Source organism: Microbacterium sp. Clip185, assembly GCF_028743715.1.
Classification (GTDB): Bacteria; Actinomycetota; Actinomycetes; order Actinomycetales; family Microbacteriaceae; genus Microbacterium.
In genome coordinates this window covers 580705-598153 of sequence record NZ_CP117996.1, presented here as the reverse complement: position 1 = coordinate 598153, position 17449 = coordinate 580705, and the positions used below count along the sequence as shown (strand labels likewise).

At 70.7% G+C, this 17449-nt stretch carries 18 protein-coding genes; 9 read left to right on the top strand and 9 right to left on the bottom strand.

Translation table 11 applies throughout. From position 1 onward, the window contains the following. Positions 1–2: 2 nt before the first annotated feature. Complete coding sequence (locus tag PQV94_RS02920; RefSeq protein WP_274287309.1) at positions 3–698, top strand: peptidase M23; 696 nt, start codon at positions 3–5, stop codon at positions 696–698. A gap of 76 nt (positions 699–774) precedes the next feature. Here PQV94_RS02920 and PQV94_RS02915 read toward each other — a convergent pair whose 3' ends face one another. After that, positions 775–933: a hypothetical protein gene (locus tag PQV94_RS02915; RefSeq protein WP_274287308.1), complete on the bottom strand. Its 159-nt coding sequence runs from the start codon at positions 931–933 to the stop codon at positions 775–777. A gap of 103 nt (positions 934–1036) precedes the next feature. On the opposite strand from PQV94_RS02915, the gene PQV94_RS02910 reads away from it, so the two are divergent. The 3 genes from PQV94_RS02910 to PQV94_RS02900 all read left to right on the top strand — a co-directional run bounded on the left by PQV94_RS02910 (position 1037) and on the right by PQV94_RS02900 (position 4724). Further along, complete coding sequence (locus PQV94_RS02910) at positions 1037–1435, top strand: hypothetical protein (RefSeq protein WP_274287307.1); 399 nt, start codon at positions 1037–1039, stop codon at positions 1433–1435. Between the two features lie 56 nt (positions 1436–1491). Beyond that, positions 1492–3048: a zf-HC2 domain-containing protein gene (locus PQV94_RS02905; protein WP_274287306.1), complete on the top strand. Its 1557-nt coding sequence runs from the start codon at positions 1492–1494 to the stop codon at positions 3046–3048. Positions 3049–3152: 104 nt separating this feature from the next. Next, a complete protein-coding gene (locus PQV94_RS02900; RefSeq protein ID WP_274287305.1) occupies positions 3153–4724 on the top strand; it encodes a helix-turn-helix transcriptional regulator in 1572 nt (523 codons plus the stop codon). A gap of 15 nt (positions 4725–4739) precedes the next feature. Here PQV94_RS02900 and PQV94_RS02895 read toward each other — a convergent pair whose 3' ends face one another. Then, a complete protein-coding gene (locus PQV94_RS02895) occupies positions 4740–4922 on the bottom strand; it encodes a hypothetical protein (protein ID WP_274287304.1) in 183 nt (60 codons plus the stop codon). 87 nt (positions 4923–5009) lie between these two features. Further along, a complete protein-coding gene (locus PQV94_RS02890; protein ID WP_274287303.1) occupies positions 5010–5726 on the bottom strand; it encodes a hypothetical protein in 717 nt (238 codons plus the stop codon). A 373-nt stretch (positions 5727–6099) separates the two neighbouring features. Here PQV94_RS02890 and galU point away from each other — a divergent pair, with 373 nt between their 5' ends. Next, positions 6100–6990 carry a UTP--glucose-1-phosphate uridylyltransferase GalU gene (gene galU / locus PQV94_RS02885; RefSeq protein ID WP_274287302.1) on the top strand — a complete coding sequence of 297 codons (891 nt, stop codon included), beginning with the start codon at positions 6100–6102 and terminating at the stop codon, positions 6988–6990. A gap of 132 nt (positions 6991–7122) precedes the next feature. Further along, complete coding sequence (locus tag PQV94_RS02880) at positions 7123–8481, top strand: cell division initiation protein (protein WP_274287301.1); 1359 nt, start codon at positions 7123–7125, stop codon at positions 8479–8481. A gap of 222 nt (positions 8482–8703) precedes the next feature. On the opposite strand, the gene PQV94_RS02875 is transcribed toward PQV94_RS02880, so the two are convergent. After that, entirely contained in the window at positions 8704–8916 is a 213-nt protein-coding gene (locus PQV94_RS02875; RefSeq protein ID WP_274287300.1) for a hypothetical protein, read from the bottom strand. A 199-nt stretch (positions 8917–9115) separates the two neighbouring features. On the opposite strand from PQV94_RS02875, the gene PQV94_RS02870 reads away from it, so the two are divergent. Beyond that, positions 9116–10195, top strand: coding sequence for a sensor histidine kinase (locus PQV94_RS02870; RefSeq protein ID WP_274287299.1), 1080 nt, complete (start codon positions 9116–9118; stop codon positions 10193–10195). A gap of 144 nt (positions 10196–10339) precedes the next feature. Here PQV94_RS02870 and PQV94_RS02865 read toward each other — a convergent pair whose 3' ends face one another. The 3 genes from PQV94_RS02865 to PQV94_RS02855 form a co-directional block, all read right to left on the bottom strand. Beyond that, positions 10340–11380 carry a hypothetical protein gene (locus PQV94_RS02865; protein ID WP_274287298.1) on the bottom strand — a complete coding sequence of 347 codons (1041 nt, stop codon included), beginning with the start codon at positions 11378–11380 and terminating at the stop codon, positions 10340–10342. An 86-nt stretch (positions 11381–11466) separates the two neighbouring features. Beyond that, positions 11467–11631, bottom strand: a complete 165-nt coding sequence (locus PQV94_RS02860) for a hypothetical protein (RefSeq protein ID WP_274287297.1) — start codon at positions 11629–11631, stop codon at positions 11467–11469. Positions 11632–11707: 76 nt separating this feature from the next. Continuing rightward, the gene (locus PQV94_RS02855) at positions 11708–12859 is read right to left on the bottom strand and encodes a MalY/PatB family protein (protein ID WP_274287296.1); all 1152 of its coding nucleotides are present in this window, start codon (positions 12857–12859) and stop codon (positions 11708–11710) included. Positions 12860–13058: 199 nt separating this feature from the next. On the opposite strand from PQV94_RS02855, the gene PQV94_RS02850 reads away from it, so the two are divergent. Further along, positions 13059–14087 (top strand): TerC family protein, encoded by a 1029-nt coding sequence (locus PQV94_RS02850; protein ID WP_274287295.1) that lies wholly within the window; start codon positions 13059–13061, stop codon positions 14085–14087. 35 nt (positions 14088–14122) lie between these two features. Here PQV94_RS02850 and PQV94_RS02845 read toward each other — a convergent pair whose 3' ends face one another. Further along, positions 14123–14995 (bottom strand): endo alpha-1,4 polygalactosaminidase, encoded by an 873-nt coding sequence (locus PQV94_RS02845; RefSeq protein ID WP_274287294.1) that lies wholly within the window; start codon positions 14993–14995, stop codon positions 14123–14125. Next, entirely contained in the window at positions 14992–15366 is a 375-nt protein-coding gene (locus PQV94_RS02840) for a response regulator transcription factor (protein ID WP_274287293.1), read from the bottom strand. The genes PQV94_RS02845 and PQV94_RS02840 overlap by 4 nt, the downstream gene beginning before the upstream one ends. A gap of 60 nt (positions 15367–15426) precedes the next feature. Here PQV94_RS02840 and PQV94_RS02835 point away from each other — a divergent pair, with 60 nt between their 5' ends. Next, positions 15427–17415, top strand: a complete 1989-nt coding sequence (locus PQV94_RS02835; protein ID WP_274287292.1) for a sensor histidine kinase — start codon at positions 15427–15429, stop codon at positions 17413–17415. Positions 17416–17449: the final 34 nt, after the last annotated feature.

Below are 17449 nucleotides of genomic sequence, written 5' to 3'. Positions count from 1 at the left end.
CGATGGCCCGACGTCCCTCGACCCGCAGGCGCCGCCCGCCCGCCCGCCGACGCGGCGCGCGCGGTGGACTCGTCGCCGCGGTCATCGCCTTGGCCGCCGCGCCCCTCATCCTCATCGTGGCGCTCCTGGCCGCCGGCAGCGCCGCGATCGGCGCCTTCGATTCCGCCGACCGGATCGACGTCGGAATCGGCGATGCACCGCGCCCGCCCGGCATCGCCCAGCCGGCGATCGCAGGATACGGGTCGGGCCAGCTCGCCAACGCGTGCACCATCCTCGCCGCGGGGCGCGATCTCGGTTTCGACGAACGCGATCAGACCATCGCGATCATGACGGCGATGGGCGAGTCGTCGCTGCGAAACCTCGACTACGGCGATTGGGAGACGAGCGGCGTCACGAATCCCGATGGGACACCCACGACCTCGATCGGGCTGTTCCAGCAGCAGGACTCTTGGGGCTCCCGCGACGAACGGCTCGACCCGTACACGGCCGCCACGATCTTCTACCGTGCCATGGCCGAACGTGTGCCCGATCGGGCGTCTCTCGATCCCACCCAGGTCGCGCACGAGACGCAGGTCAACGCGGATCCGCTGCACTACGCCCGGTTCTGGGACCGCGCGGTACGGGTCGTGGCCGCGTTGAACGGGACCCCTCGCGAGGGCGATCGCACCGACGGCATCACGCTCTGCCCCGCGGCCTGACACGCGCGGCCGCGGCGTCGGCGTTTCGTCTCGCTGCGTTCGCTCAACGACCGGACGAACGCGCGAGCCGGTTGGACTACGCCTGTCGTCGGATGAATCGCATGAGGGCCGCGATGATCCCGATGACGAGGATGATCAGCCCGATCCAGAGCAGGAACTTCACCGCTTCGACGAAGACGCCCAGAAGAAGCAGGACGATGCCGATGATGACGAGGAGAACAGCGATTCCGACCATGAGCCCAGTCTGCGCGGCGCCCGCCACGGAATCGGCCCCCTTGACGGGCGAAGAAAGTTCGTGAAACCGCGTCACGTTCTGCGAGCAATCGCATCTCTCAGGTATGCATCCCGCACACACCGAGTTCGCCGTCCCGGTCCTTCGCGCCTGGCGACGCTGGCTGCCGCGGCGACTGGCCGGTTCGCGTGGCGCCATCCGGCCCGAACGCATCGTCATCCGAGGCCCGCTCGTGCACCTCTATCACGGCGCCGACACCGCGATCTGGCGGAGAGGGCTGGTGCACTTCTCGGTTCCCCGCCCGACGGATGCGGTCGCGGGTCGGCGCCTGCGCCGTTGCATCGTCGCGAACGTCACCGGGGGTGCGCCGCGGGTCCTGGACTGCCGCGCATTCGCGGATGACACCTTCACCGACCTCGTCCGCCATCTCCGGAACTTCGAGTCGATCGGCGATTCTGCACAGGATCCCTGGGATCTCTCCCGCTTGACCGCGCCGTCGCCCTAGTCTGGACGGACCCGAAGATGAGAGCTTTCTCAGAATTCCCGAAGACCCGAAAGCCCATGCCCGAGCTGTCTGACGACGATCTCGTCGAGCGCGCCCGCGCGAGCGACTCCCGTGCCTACGGCGAACTGTGGCTGCGCCACTCCGCCGCCGCGCACGCGGTCGCGCGCGCCTTCACCTCGCTCGATCCCGACGATGTGGTGGCCGAGGCCTTCACCCGCATCCTCGCCGCGATCGGACGCGGCCAAGGACCGGTCATGGGCTTCCGCCCGTATCTGCTGACGTCGGTGCGTAACGTCGCGGCCGAATGGGGTGCGCGACAGACCAAGGCCGACACGACCGACCTCGAGAATGCGGCGGCGGCCGCATCCGTCGACGCAGAGCATGCCGCTCTGTCGGCCCTGGAGCGCGGCACGACCGCGGATGTGTTCCGGGGCCTGCCGACCCGCTGGCAGGAGGCGCTCTGGTACAGCGAGGTCGACGGCCTGAAGCCGCGACAGTTCGCGCCGCTGATGGGACTCGCGCCCAACGCCGCCTCCGCCCTCGTGGTGCGAGCCCGCCGCGGATTCCGCGACGCGTGGGTCACGGCGCAGCTGCGCAACCCGAGCGGCCCCGACTGCCACGAGACCCTTCCGCTGCTAGGCACGCACACCCGTGGCGCCCTGTCCCGGCGCGACGCGCGTCGCGTCGATGCCCATCTGGAGACCTGCACCGGATGCGCGCTGGCCTGGAGCGAGGCGCGCGACGTCGCGTCGCGGCTCGCCCTCGTGCTCATCCCGCTCGTCGTCGGCGTGTCGGCGACAGCCAGTTACGCGGCGTGGGCGCAGTCCGGCGGCGCGCAGGCCGCAGCCGTGGCCATGGCCGCGGGCAGCGGACAGGCCGCCTCGAACGCGAGCGGTGGACTGCTGGGCCTGCTCCGCCCGCGCGGAGCCGGCCGGAGCTCTTGGCAGCTCGCGACGGTCGTCGCGGTGTCGGCGGTCGCGGTGGTCGCAGGCGGGGTGACGTGGGCTGCGACCGGGGGCCTGGGTGGACTCCTCGCCCCGTCCGACTCCTCGGTCGTCGCACCGGCGGCCGCGGAAGCGCCCGCCGCCCCCGCTGCGGACGCGGCGATCTCCTCACCCGAGGCGTCCGTGACCCCGACCGCAACGCTGGCGCCCGAACCCCAGCCCACGCCGCGCACCCCGCGCACACCCCGCCCCGAGAGCTCCCCCGCGGCCGAAGGCCCCGCCCCCGTCATCCCCGCGGCCACACCGGCGCCGACACCGCGTCCCACGCCCGCACCGACGCCCAGCGCATCGCCGTCACCGACATCCGCGCCGTCTCCCAGCCCTTCGCCATCGCCCTCCGCGACGCCCTCACCTTCCGCGACTCCCTCGCCGTCACCGACACCGGCCCCCTCCCCGAGCCCGTCGCCCTCGCCGTCAGCGACACCTGCCCCCTCCCTGAGCCCGTCGCCCTCGCCGACACCGAGCCCAACCCCGAGCCCGACGCCGACACCGAGCCCGACCCCGAGCGAGTCGCCGAGCCCCAGTCCCTCGCCGAGCCCGAGCGGGCCCACGGAGCCCACGGAGCCGGGATGCCCGTGGCCCTGGGAATGGTTCTGCTTCCCGTTCTGATCGACGAATCTCGGAAACCGCGTCACGAAACCGCGTGCGACGCATCTCTCCTCGTAGGAAACGCGATCTCCGCGTCACCGCACACCCGAGAGGCCACGCAGATCGTGAGCGATGTCACCCGTGAACCGCAACGCGCCCTGAACAGCGCCGTCGACGACGAGGACTGGGATCGCGTGACCGCGCTGATCGCCGAGCACTGGTCGGCACTGATCCTCACCGACGCCCCCGCGCTCCTCCGCGCTCTGGAACGCCTCCCGGCGTCCACGCTCGCCGCGCAGCCGCGCTACCTCGCCGCGCGCACCTATCTGCGACACCTCTCCGAGGGCACGGGCAGCGTGCACCGCTACCGACACTCCACCTTCGAGCGGCCGACGGCACTGCTCGACGTGCTCGTCGAGCACACGAGCCGCGCGGCAGCCGAGCGCAGCGCCGGGCACGTGGCGGCCGCCGTCGCCCGCGTAGAACGAGGTCGCGACGCGCTCCACGCGGCCTCGACCGAGGCCGTGGAAGCGGCCCAGTCGGCACTCCCGCACCTGCACGCCCAATGGGCGCGAGTGCGAGAGTTCGCCGGGCAGATCGAGCAGGCGGTCACCGAGTACCAGGATGCGTACGACCTCGCCGTGCTGATGGAGGACGCCCTCATCCGCGCATCGGCATCGGCATCGCTCGCCGGCATCCACGCGCTCGCCGGACACCGTTCCGCCGCCGACCACTGGTCGCGCATCGCCGCGCCGGATGCGCTGGGCGCCGCCGCGAAGTACGCAGTGCCGGCCCGGGTCGCCCAGGCGCTGCGGGAGCATGACCGGATGCAGGACGACGCGGCCCGGCGCACGCTCGCCGCGATCGATCCCGCAACGCTCGGCGAGTACTGGGCCCACGTGCTGCACGCGAAGGCACGGATCACGCCGGCGGAGGATGCGGGGGCCCTGCTCATCGAGATCGATGTCGCCGCGGCTGCGCACCCGGACCCTCTGAGCGAGGCGGGCCTGGCCGGAGAGCTGCTGGCGAGCGCGCGTATCGACCTGCTGCTGCGTCGGGGGGACCTGACACGTGCGACAGCCGAGCTCGAACGTGCGGAGGATGCGCTCGCCCGCGGCTCGCGCCTCGACGGGTTCGAGCTGTGGCCCGCGGAGCCGGGTCACCTCACGCTCGCCAGGGCGCGCGTGGAGTCCGCATCCGGGCAGCATCGCCGCGCCCTCGCCACGCTCACGGCTCTGGTGGAGGAGGCGGGGTCGCGTCCGCGACTGCTGACCGAGGCTCTGATGGCGGCCGCCGTCGCCTGCCTGCGTCTCGAGGAGCCCGAGAACGCCGCCGGCGCGATGCGCCACGCCCTGCGCCTCGCCCGGGAGTACGGCCTCGCCGGCAGCATGGCGACGGTCGGCCACAGCGACTTCGTCCAGCTGACCGCGGCGGCGGCGTTGCAGGACGACGATCTCGTCACCCTCGTGCACGAGCGGGCCCAGTTCCCCGATGCCGCATCCGCGCCGCAGCTGACCGCCAGGGAGCGCGCGGTGTTGCGGGAGCTGGCGACCGGCGCCACCACCGCCCAGATCGCCGAACGGCTGTTCGTGAGCCCCAACACGGTCAAGACGCAGCTCAGCAGCGCCTATCGCAAGCTGGGCGTCTCCTCGCGCAAGGAGGCGGAGGCAGCCGTCCGGCGCCTCGGGCTGGGCTGACGGCCGACAGCCGCGTCAGCGACCCATCACCTGGGTGAGCACCCAGCCGCCGGCCAAGACGAACGGGGCAGCGGCCGCGACGGCCACGAGACCGATGACGCCGATCCATCCGAGCACGACGAGCGCCAGCGCGGACCCTCCGCCACGCGGACGCAGCGGCGGGTGGAAGGACAGCGTGCGGAGGTTCTCGGTGGTCATGCCATAAGCCTCGCCACCCGGGCGTTCGAGCACATCAGACGCCGGGATGACCCGCATCCGCCTCGGGGACGATTCGCGCGGAGACCGTCAGACGGCGCGGGGCATCGTGCCGCGCCACGGCCGATGCACGGGCACCGGCGCGGCGTGGAAAGCCGCCTCGACCCAGCTCTCGAGCTTCCAGCTCGGCACGCGGAAGATACGGGCGACGAGTACCACCGGATGCCCGGCCTCGACGACCGCAGCGACCGCGAACTGCTGCAGCGACTCGAAGGTGCGGCCCGCGAGCGCACCGCTGCGGAGGTCGTCGAAGGACCGCGGCGGGCGGCTCGGCGCGGCCGGCGCGAGCGGAGTCGAGGAAGGAGCCTGTGCGCGGGCGACAGGCTGCACGAACGGAGCAGTACGAGCGGGGTATCTTGCGGGAGATCCCGGCCCCGCCGGCGAGGTCGCAGCGGCGCGGTTCACGGGTGTCGACGGCGCGGATGACGGCGCACCCGCTGCGCCGAGGTACCCGACCGGGGGCTCCCAGAGCTCCGGGACCTCGAGCGGGACGTAGCCGGCGGGCGCGACCTGCGGTGCGGGCTGCGCCACGGCAACCGGCTGCGGCGGTGCGGGCATCGACCGCGCGAAGGGCACGCGCGGCGGTACGGCCTTCTCGACGGCGGGGCGTTCGGCGACCGTCGGATGCGGCTCCTCCGCGCTGTCGGGCACGCGCGCCATCCGCATCGCCACCACGATCAGGGCAGCGATCGCGAGGGCGGTGACGACGAGAACGGGGTTCTCGCGTGCCCAGACGATCAGGTCCATGACGCTCCCTCTTCCACTGCGGCCCCCGGGCAGAGACGCCCGGGTCGTGCCGCGTTCAGAGGGGGTCGGGGTGGCCCGTCAGACGTGACACATGAGGTGTACAGGAGAAGACTACTCCCCCACCCGGTCCGGGCAATGGATGTGACGCGATCGATGGCGAACCGAGATGAGCGGCGGGCCCCGGATGTTCGGGACCGGGGCCCGCCGCGCAAGAGCCTTCGCGGGGACCTTGCAGCGCCCATCATCTTCGATGGACTCGGGTACCCACCCTGCGGGTCATGTGATTTCGCCCGATGATTCACCCGTTGCACGGGCGCGAAGAACTGCTCAACCGGAAACACCGCGTTCATGAAGGATCCCTAGTGTTCGGCGCATGGCACACGCACCGATCAAGGCCGTCATCCCCGCCGCGGGACTCGGTACCCGCTTCCTGCCCGCCACGAAGGCGATGCCCAAGGAGATGCTCCCGGTCGTCGACAAGCCCGCCATCCAATACGTGGTCGAGGAGGCGGTGGCCGCGGGAAGCGACGACGTCCTCGTGATCGTGGGACGCAACAAGAACGCACTGGCCAACCACTTCGACCGTGTCGCCGAGCTCGAGCACACGCTCGAGCAGAAGGGCGATGCCGCGAGGCTCGAGAAGGTCATGCAGGCGAGCCGCCTGGCCGATGTGCACTTCGTGCGCCAGGGCGACCCGCTCGGACTCGGCCATGCCGTCCTCCGCGCCCGCAAGCACGTGGGTCGCGAGACGTTCGCCGTCCTCCTGGGCGACGATCTGATCGACGCCCGCGACGTGCTGCTCGCGCGCATGATCGAGGTGTCCCAGGCACGGTCGGCGACCGTCGTCGCCCTCATGGAGGTCGAACCGTCGCAGATCCATCTCTACGGCTGCGCGGCCGTCGCGCCCACAGAAGAGGCGGACGTCGTGACCATCACGGGCCTCGTCGAGAAGCCGTCTGCCGCCGATGCGCCCAGCAACCTCGCCGTCATCGGACGCTACGTGCTCAAACCCGAGATCTTCGACGTGCTCGAGAAGACCGCCCCCGGCAAGGGCGGCGAGATCCAGCTCACCGATGCCCTGGAAGCGCTGGCCGAGGACGAGGGCATCGGCGGCCCGGTCTTGGGCGTCGTCTTCCGCGGCCGCCGGTACGACACCGGCGACCGGCTCGACTACATCAAGTCGAACGTCCAGCTGGCCCTCGACCGCCCCGACCTCGGACCCGATCTGGCGGACTGGATCAAGGAGCTCGCCACCCGTCTCTGACCGGCTCGGGCGACGTGCGTGCGCCTTCATCACCACCGAACGGGTGAAGCAGGGGTTCTTCCCTGCCCATAAGTCGGCGAGAACGGGCAGAGTAGAAACACACACCCTCCACCCCCTTCCGGAAGGCAAGGCATGAGCGACGCGCGCCCCGATTCCCCCGACGACACGCAGACGGGCTCCAGCCCGTTCGACGAGCTGATGCGCCCCGCCTCGGGCGAAGAGGGCAGCACCTTCTCCGTCGGCTTCCGCGGCTACGACCGGCACGAGGTCGACGCCGCGATCTCCGATCTGACCAGTCGACTGCAGCGGGTGACGGGAGAGCTCGGCGCGGCGGAGGCCCGGCAGCGCGAGACGATGGATCGCCTCCGCGCCGATCAGCAGGCCGAGATCGAACGGCTCGTGGCCGAAACCGAGGAGTCCGTCAACCGGGCGCGCGAGGAGCAGCGCGAACAGGCCGCTCGCCTCGAGGCGGACCTGCAGACGGCGACCGCGCAGATCTCCGAGGCCGAGGCGCGCATCGCCGCTCTGACCGCCCAGCTCGTCGAGCGTCCGGACGGTGAGGAAGGCTCGGATGCGGCCGCGTCGTCATCCGACGACCCGTCGACGCGTGATCAGTTCGAGGCGGTCCTGCGCGTCGCCGAGGAGCAGGCGAATCTCATCGTGCAGAACGCAGCGGCGCAGGCCGAACGCCTTCTCGAGGCCGCGCGTGAGGAGGTCGCGACCCAGCGCGCACAGGCGCAGGCGGACGTCGCCCGCATCCAGGCGCAGGCGCAGCACGACGCCGATCAGGTGCGCCTGCGCATCGACACGGAATACACGGCGCACGAGGCGACCATTCAGCGCGAGGCGGCGCACGCGGCCGAGAAGCTCGCGCAGGCCGAACGCGAGGCCGAGACGATCCGCTCGGAGGCCGAGAAGGGTGCCGCGGCGCTGCGCGCGATGGTGACCCGCGAGACGGCGCAGCTGCGCAGCGACACCGAGCGCGACGTGCGGGAGATGAACGCGCGACTGCTCGAGTTCGAGGAGACGCTCACCCGTCGCCAGGATGACGCGCAGCAGGAGTTCCTGGTGCTGCACAATCAGGCCGTGGCGCACGCGGAACGCATCACCTCGGACGCCAACGAGCAGGTCGCCGCGTCCCTGGAGCACGCGCAGCGGATCTCCGCCAAGGCGGACGACTACGAGAAGCTCATGCGCGCCCAGGCCGCTCAGATCGAGGCCGATGCGCACATGCGCGCGCAGGAGAACCTCGACCGGGCGCGCACGAAGGCCCAGAAGATCGTCTCGACCGTGATCGAGCACTCCACCACGGTGCTGCGCGACGCGGAGGATCGCACCCGTGCGCTGCGCTGGCAGCAGCAGCAGCTCACGAGCTTCATGTCGGAGGTGCGCGAGCTGATCCGCCCCGAGGGCGTGCTGAGCTCCGCCGTCACGGAGAGCGATGAGAACGCCGAGGGCGGCACGGAGAACGGCGAGCGCGAGGGCGACTGACCCGTCGAAGTGAGAGAGTCTCCGCACAAGATGAGGAATCTTCGGGATTCTCGGGGAGCAACACGACGAAAAATCGAGAGAAACCTCCGCAATGTGATGTAATAACAACGAGTGTCCGTTCCCCGCGAAGGCCCGGCCGCTCCAACCCGAGCTGGGGGCCCTGGCCGAAAGCTCATACCCCCCTCCCCGGCGCCGCCGTGGGAGGGGGTTCCTCCTCTCGGCTCAGCGCGTGATCAGAGCCGCGGCGACGAGCGAGATCACTCCGGCGCCGAGCAGGCCGACGCCGACATACAGGCTCCAGTGGATGCGCTGCGAGAGCTGGCGGCGCAGACGTCGCCGCCGCCGGGCGCGCGACTTCGCCTGCGGCCCGCGCGATCCGGCTTCGCGCGCCTCGATGCTCGACCGATATTCTGAGCGCGAGTGCGTCGCCTCCATGTGTCCTCCCAAGGACCGAACGGTTGAACAGGAAAGACCGTGAAACTCGGCGGCATCAGGGCCGGAAGCCCGTATCCGCCGAACTGTCCCGACGATACCCGCGCATGTTTTCCAGCAGGTTGCGAGTGAGTATTTTTCCGTCACCGGCCCTGACCCGCCCGCGTCAGCAGGCAGAATGCGACAGAGAAGAGAGGCCGTGATGGGCGCACCGCCAGTCGGGGGGTTCCCGGTCGACGCCGGATTCCTCGACCACCTCGACACCGGGATCGCGATCTTCGATCCGGCCGGTCGCCTGCGCGCCGCAAACGCCGCAGCGCACCGCTTCGCCCGACTGCAGGGGGTCGATCTGCACGACGCGGACCTCGCCCGGTCCCTGCGGGAGGGCCCGCACGGCTACGACATCGACGACGCGCCGCTGCGCGTCGAGCAGTCCGTCATCCTCGCCGCGGCCCAGGGTCGAGAGGCGCAACGCACCGTGTGGGCGGGCCCCGTGGACCGCCGCCGCGCGCTGCGCAAGTCGTCGCACCGCATCGTGTCAGCCACCGACGGCCTCGAGGGCACCGCGCTGCTCACCCGCGACGTGTCGCGACGCGCCCACCATGACCGGCTCCCCCACGACCTCCTCGCCTCGACGTCGCATGAACTGCGCAACCCCCTCACCCCGATCGTCGGGCACCTCGAGCTCCTCTCCGACGACCTCGGCGACGGCGACGAGACCGCATCCGCTCGGCTCGCGATCCTGCGACGCAACGTCGACCGCGTGGTCCGCCGACTCGACGAACTGCTCCTGTTGGAGCACCTGGCCCCACGGCTCGTGATGGCTGAGTGCGATGCCGCGAGTGTGGTCGCGGCGGCGGTCGCCGCGCGCGCGGAGGATGCGAGGGCGCGAGAAGTGCGCATCCTCCTCGACGTCGCGCCGACGACGATCGTGGCGGATGCGGAACGCCTGCAGATGGCGGTCGACGCGCTCGTCGGCAACGCCGTGCGCTTCTCACCGCGCGGCGGGACCGTCACCGTCGCCCTCACCTCCGGTGCTGCCGATCGGGTGGAGATCGTCGTGATCGACGAGGGGCCCGGGTTCCGGCCGACGGAACTGGCGCACGTGTTCGAACCCTTCCACCGCGGCCGCGACGCACGCGCGAGCGCCGTACCGGGTCTCGGCCTCGGACTCGCGGTCTCGCGCGCGATCGCCCACACGCATGGCGGCGCGATCGACATCGTCAGCGAGCCCGGCGCGGGTGCCGTCGTGATGCTCACGGTGCCTGTCTCCGCCCGGTGAGGGCATTCTCACGGCTCGCCTCTTCCACGGCGGCGGCGTCTCGTGGTTTACTCGCAGCGAGCGCCCGCTCCCCGCGAAGGCCCGAGCGCTCACACTCCGTAACGGCCCCTCGCCATCGCCGGCGAGGGGCCGTTCTCTCGGAGCTCAGCTGTGGGCGACCACGCTGTCCAGGACGACGTCGGATTCGATCTTCGTCGCGGCCACCTCGAGGTCGGGCACATACGTCTCGCGCAGCCGGGCCGAACTCTGCGCGAACCGCTGACGGAGCTCATCAGCGGCCACCTCAGGGATCGTGACGGGGCACACCATGGCGACTCGACCGGCGCCGATGAGCCCGACCTCCGCATCCCCCGCGAGCGTTGCTGTGCAGGCGGCGACCAGCGCCGTGTTGACCTCGTCGATGTACTCCTGACCGAACGATTCGCGGATGAGCTCCAGCTCGTCGACGGTCGCCACGCGCCAGGAGACCGCCCCGTTCTCGGCGAGGATCGTCCGGGCACGAGCCGCGAGCCGGTCGCGCGTGCTCACCTGCTGCACCCGGCGGCTGGCTCGCTCGTCTCGGGCGGCGGCGAGCACGCCGAAAGCCAGGAGGATCACGGCGATCACGCCCGCGATCGTGGTCGGACCGGTCGAGAAGAACTGCGCGTAGATCCCGTCGTACAGGCCGTTGATCGCCAGGAAGATCGCGCGACCGACGGAGTAGATCGCGTAGCCGGCCATCGTGGCCGCGATCGCCAGCGTGCCGCTCGTGGCACGCGCGCGGCCGATGCGCGCCTCGACGGCGGTGAGCGTGCAGCCAACGATCAGCAGCAGGATCTTGATCCCCGACGACACCGTCTCCGACAGCAGCGTGCTGCACACGAACATCGCGGCGCCGCCGGCGATCACGACCCACAGGCGCCACGGGCGTCTGTCGTTCAGCGCACCGACCGCCACCCACAGCAGAGCCGGCGCCAGCACCATGGCCGCGTCGCCCGCGGCAAGGGTCCACGCCATGTGCGGGAACGAGAAGTAGACGACGTAAAGCAGGCTGGAGAAGACCGCGAACACCGCGGAGGCGGTGGCGATACCGAGGAAGGACCCCGAACGATAGGCGGGGCCGCGCACCCAGAGGAAGGCCGCGAGAACGACGAATGTCGCGACGATGCTGACGCCCACCAGCGGCAGGCCGGTCATCGCGTCCATGGCCGTCCCTTCCGCCGCAGAATGAGAACGCCATGCTACGCGGGAGACGGCGCCTCGGTCAGCCGAGGACGGAGAAACCCGTTGCGTTACCGCCGTCGCAGTGGCCGGAAGCTCGGGATGGGAATGGGCTTGCTGACGGGGCTGGCCGGCTCCGGCCGAGCGGTACCGAAGCGCTCCTCGAACTCCCGCCGCACGTCATCCTCGAAGTAGTCCGCGTCATCGCGCAGATCGTCGTGCTCCTTGATACTCATGACCGCCTCCTGCTGCGATCACGGTAGGTCGGCGGATGCGACGCGCCACGGGGGTTGCGTATCGGCTGCGACCGGTCTACTCGCGCGCGCTCGCGGCCATGGCCGTGACCGCCTCGGTGAGCAACGGCCGAGGCATCGCGAGCACGAGCCGGAGGAATCCGGGAGCCGCGCACAGCGCGCCGTCGGTCAGCACGACGCCGGCGCGCTCGCGGAAGAAGTCGGCGGGCGCGCCCGGCAGCTCGAGGCTGCGCGCGTCGAGCCACGCGAGGTAGGTGCCCTCGGGCGGCGCGTATCGCACCTCGGGCAGGTGCTCGGCCAGCAGGTCCGCCAGCAGCATGCGATTGCCGTCGAGGTAGTCGAGGGTCTCGGCGAGCCAGGGCTCTCCGTCCTCGTACGCGGCGATGGATGCGACGACACCGAGTGTCGATGCACCGTGCACGTGGGCGAAACCGACTCGCCGGTAGATGTCGTCGTCGTTCTGGTTCGATGTGATGAGCTGCGCGGCCTTGACACCTGGGACGTTCCACGCCTTCGACGCGCTCGTGCCGGTGACGGTATGCGCGGCGGTCGCCTCGGAGAGGGAGGCGTACGGCACATGCGCACGGCCGCCGTAGCGCAGCGGCGCATGGATCTCGTCGGCGAAGACGCGCCCGCCGTGGCGGTCGACGACATCGGCGATCCGGCGGAGCTCCTCACGGCTGAGGACCGAGCCGGTCGGGTTGTGCGGGTTGCACAGCACGAGCGTGCGCGCGCCCGCGGAGAACGCGGCGTCGATGCCGTCGATGTCGTGCTCCCACCGCCCGGACACCACGCGACCCGGCACCGGGATCACCGGATGCCCGATGGCCGGCAAGTAGGTGAGGAACGGCATGTAGGCGGGCGTGGGAACGATCACCGGCGAACCGGCGGGGGCGAACGTCCGCACCGCGACACCCAGCGCCGCCATCACGTCGGCGACGGGGTGCACGCGCTGTGGCTCGATGCTCCATCCGTAGGCGCGCCGCATCCATCCCGCCGTCGCGACCGACATCCGCTCGGCAAGGGCCGGCGACAGATAGCCGAGCGTCTCCTCCTCGACCGCACGGTGCAGCGCAGCGCTCACCACCGGCGCCGTGCCGAAGTCCATCTCAGCCACCCACGCGCCGATCTTGCCCGGATGCAGGCTCCACTTGCGACTCTCCGGCCGATCGAGCGTCTCGCGGCCGCGTTCGTCGTAAGGATGCGTCACAGATCCGACGCTACCGCCGGCGTGCTCCCGGCGCGCCGCGGATGCCGTATTCTGTCATTCAAGCAAGGGGAGTACTCCCGCTCGCGGTCGGCTCGTCAGTACGGATCCAACGTCGGATCCCGGGCCGCCGGTCCCGACCAGCATCGGGGCGGAGGAGACCTTGGCGTCATGACCGTACGCCCACCCCTTGGAGTTCTCCGTGAACGTCACCCCCGCCATCTGGCTCATCACGATCGCGATCACGATCGCCTTCTTCGTCTTCGAGTTCTTCGTGCACGTGCGCAAGCCGCACGCCCCCACCATCCGTGAGTCCGCCGTCTGGTCGGCCTTCTACATCGGTCTGGCGCTGCTGTTCGGCGTCGGGATCGGCGTGGTCTCGGGATGGAGCTTCGGCGGCGAGTACTTCGCCGGCTATCTGACGGAGAAGGCGCTGTCGATCGACAACCTCTTCGTCTTCCTCATCATCATGACGGGCTTCGCGGTGCCGAAGGAGTACCAGCAGAAGGTGCTCATGATCGGCATCGTGATCGCGCTCATCATGCGCGGCGCCTTCATCGCACTGGGCGCCACCCTCATCGAGAACTTCTCCTGGGTCTTCTACATCTTCGGCGCCTTCCTGCTCTACCTGGCCTGGCAGCAGGCGTTCTCGAGCCACGAGTCCGACCCCTCGAACGGACGCATCGTGCGGTTCATGCGCCGCATCCTTCCGGTGCACGACGAGTACCACGGCGACCGACTGACCGTGAAGATCGACGGCAAGCGCTTCGTCACCCCGATGCTGCTCACGATCGTGGCGGTCGGATTCATCGACCTGGTCTTCGCCCTCGACTCGATCCCCGCGATCTACGGGCTCACGCAGGAGGCATACATCGTCTTCACCGCGAACGCCTTCGCCCTGATGGGTCTGCGTCAGCTCTTCTTCCTCATCGGCGGCCTGCTGGAGCGCCTGGTGTACCTGGCGCAGGGGCTCGCGGTCATCCTCGCCTTCATCGGTGTGAAGCTCGTCTTCCACGCCCTGCACGTCAATGAGCTCCCCTTCATCAACGGCGGGCAGCACATCGAGTGGGTCCCCGAGATCCCGATCTGGTTCTCACTGCTGTTCATCGGCGCGACCATCGCGGTGGCCACCGTCGCGAGCCTGCTGAAGACGCGCGGCGACCGGCTGAAGGCCGACCGCGACCAGGTGCAGGGACACCCCGTCGCCGCGGCAGAGGTCGACGACCACTGACATCCGACTCCCGCCCCGGGGGGGCGGGAGTCGCGTCAGCGCGGGCAGATCTCGAAGGCGTAGTCCGCATCCCCCGGCGTCGTGAGGTCGCGATCGCGAAGCACGAGGGATGCGGGCACGGCGGGGTCGGCGCAGAGGTCCTCGAACGGCCGGTCGATCGCGTCGGTGTACTCGATGGCCACCACGGCGTCACCGTAGACATCGGTATAGGCCGCGCACTCCCGGTAGTACGCGCACTCCTCCACCACGGCGAAGTCGAAGCCGGCCTCGGCGCGCAAGCGCTCGGCATCCTCCGCCGCGTTCTTCTGACCCGCCGCGAGGCCTGCGTGGTGCGCCCACTCGACGAGCAGCGTCGCGAGCGCGAGGTTGTCCTCGGCGCTCAACAGACCGTCGGAGCGGGTGTAGGTGTCGAGGTTGTCGAACTCCACGGCGTCGTAGCCCGCAGCCTGGCAGCCGTCGATCCACTCGCCGACACGCGCCGCGATTCGCTGGCGGGCATCGTCCGAACGGGTGTCGAGAAGCGCTTCATCTGGCCAGTCCGGATCCATCACGTCCGTGCCGTCCTGGCGCAGCACGAGGTCGTCGGCCCACTCCTCGCGCTCGCCCGGCTGCGTCTGGAAGGCGTTGAGGTAGCAGATCGAGTACACCCCGTCGGCGGGCGCCGCCGTACGATCGCGCGCCACGATCCCCACCCGCGGATCCGGCGGGTACGCGCCGCCGAGCTGATAGTCGACCGGGGTCGCGGCGGGCGGCGGCGACGCAGAGAGCGGGGTCGATGGCGAAGAGGGAGCAGCCGACGTCTCAGCAGGCTGGTTCGCGCACGCGGCGACAGCGATGCCGACACCGGCGACCAGCACGAGGGCGGACGCGGCCCGCATCCGCGCGAAAGCCGTCCGGCGGCGCGTCACGAGGCGAGGAGGGCCCCCACACGCGCGACGAGCTCGCGCGGCGAGAAGGGCTTCGTCATGTAGTCGTCGGCGCCTGCGGAGAACGCGCGCGCGATGTCCTCGTCCTGCGCCCTGGCGGTGAGCATCATGATGCGGGTGCCGGCGAACGATGTGTCACTTCGCAGCTCGGCGCACACCTCCAGGCCGGTGCGGTGCGGCATCATCCAGTCGAGGATGACGAGGGAGGGGCGCGCGTCGCGCGCGGCGACGAGGCCCTGTTCACCGTCCCCGGCCACAGCGACCTCGTGGCCCGACGCCGCCAGACGGTGCTGGATCAGCTGCGCCACATCGGCGTCGTCCTCGACGACCAGGATGCTCGCGATGGCCGCCACCTCCTTGCAACCCGTGCCCCGTGTACGGGGCGGGTGCCGCCGAGAGGGTACGTTCACAGTATGAAGGCTGCGGCCCCGTTCGCGACACTCGGCGCCCCGTCGAGGTCCGAATGGATCCCCCCGTGGTGGGCGTGGCCGATCGCCGCGATCGTCATCGCTGTCCTCGGCCTCACGGGGACGATCTTCACGCCCCCCGGTGGCAGCACCGCGGCATGGTGGCCGGCCGCGGGAGCGGCCGCCCTCTTCGCGCTCCTCAACCCACCGCGCCGTCGCGGAGCCGTCGTCCTCCTCGTGCTCGTCGTCACCGTGATCCCCAACCTCATCCACGGACGTTCGCTCGCGGTGGCTGTGGGCTATGCGCTCGGCAACGCGGCCGAGATCGCAGCGCTGCTGGCCGTGCTGGCGATCTGGGGCTATCGCGGATCCAACCCGTTCGTGCTGCGACGGCCGCGCGAAGCACTCGTCCTCGTGGTCGCCAGCCTCACCGGCGCCGTCGTGGCCGCGGTGATCGCCGCTGCGACGGCCGCGCTGCTCGGCGGCGGCGACTTCCCGGAGACGGTGTTCAGCGTGTTCCCCTCCCACGCTGCCGCCATCCTTCTGTTCGCTCCGTTCGCCTGCATCCCGCCGTCCTCCGGTCCTACACCGGTACCGCGCTGGGAGGCGGTGCTGCAGCCCGCGCTGCTGTTCGGCGTGCTCGCGTTCGTCGCATTCCCGCGCGTGGAGATCCCCCTCACCTTCCTGCCGTTCATGATCATCGCGTGGGGATGCCTGCGCCTGCCGTTCGTCGTCGCCCTCATCGAAGTGGTGATCGCGGGCGTCGCGATCCTCATGGTCACCCTGGCGGGCCGAGGACCCTTCGCGCTCGGGCTCTCCCCCGCCGAGCGCGCGGTCACCGTCGAGATCTTCCTGATCGCGCTGGCCACCGTATCGCTGCTGCTGCTCACCGCGCGCGCGGAGCAGCGGGAGGCGGCGCGCGTGACAGCACGCACCAGCCACCTGCTCTCGGGCGGCCTGGTGGAGACCGAAGTGGGTCTCGCCGTCGCGCGCCGCGACGGTGAGAGCACACAGCTGCTGTGGGCAAATCCCGCCGCCCGCTCCCTGATCGCGGCGGAACTCGACGGCGACGACTGGAAGGGACCGCTCGAGCACGTCGCCCGTCACGCGAGCCGCGACGGCGTGGAGCGGGTGCACACCGACGGCGACACTTCGCTCCGTCTCGTGGCGAACCCGATCGAGAACGATCCCGGGCTGTTCGCCGTGCAGCTGCTCGATGTGTCCAGCACCGTCCGCATGATCCAGGCGCGCGCGGACGCGGAGCGCGAGCGCGCCGCAGCTACGGAACTGCGGGCCGACCTCAGCCGACAGCGCGACGACTTCATCTCGACCACGAGTCACGAACTCCGGACGCCCTTGACCAATGTGCTGGGCTACGCGGAACTTCTCGAGGAGTCGCCCGCGCTGACCGCGCTCGAGCGCGACTGGGTCGCCCGCATCCGGCGGAACGGTCTGCGCCTGTCGGATCTCGTGGAGGACCTGCTGATGGTCGGCGGCGCTCACGCCACGCCGGTGAGCCCCGGCGAGCAGCGCACGATCTCGACCCGTTCCGTGGTGGCGGCCATCGTCGCATCGCACGGCGCGGCGGCCGACGAGAAGCGGTTGCGCCTCGAGATCGACATCGATGCCGGAACCAACGTGCACGGCGTTCCCGCCGACATCCACCGTTCCCTAGCCGCCCTCCTGTCGAACGCGATCCTGTTCACGCCGGTCGACGGCGACGTCCTCGTGCGCGTGCGCGACGACGGCGAGACCACCGAGTTCTCGATCAGCGACAGCGGGCCCGGCATGAGCGACACCGACCGGGAACGTGCGTTCGACCGGTTCTTCCGAGCCCCGGAGGCGGAGCAGTCGGGCACGCCCGGCGTCGGTCTCGGCCTGTCGATCGCGCAGCGGCTCGCGAAGCGCAACGGCGGGACGCTGGAGCTCGTCTCACCCGCATCCGGTGGCCTGCGCGCGGTGCTGCGGTTGCCGGCGGCTCCCCAGTCCGCCTGAGCGTCTCACCCCCGCAGCCGGTCGACGGACACCG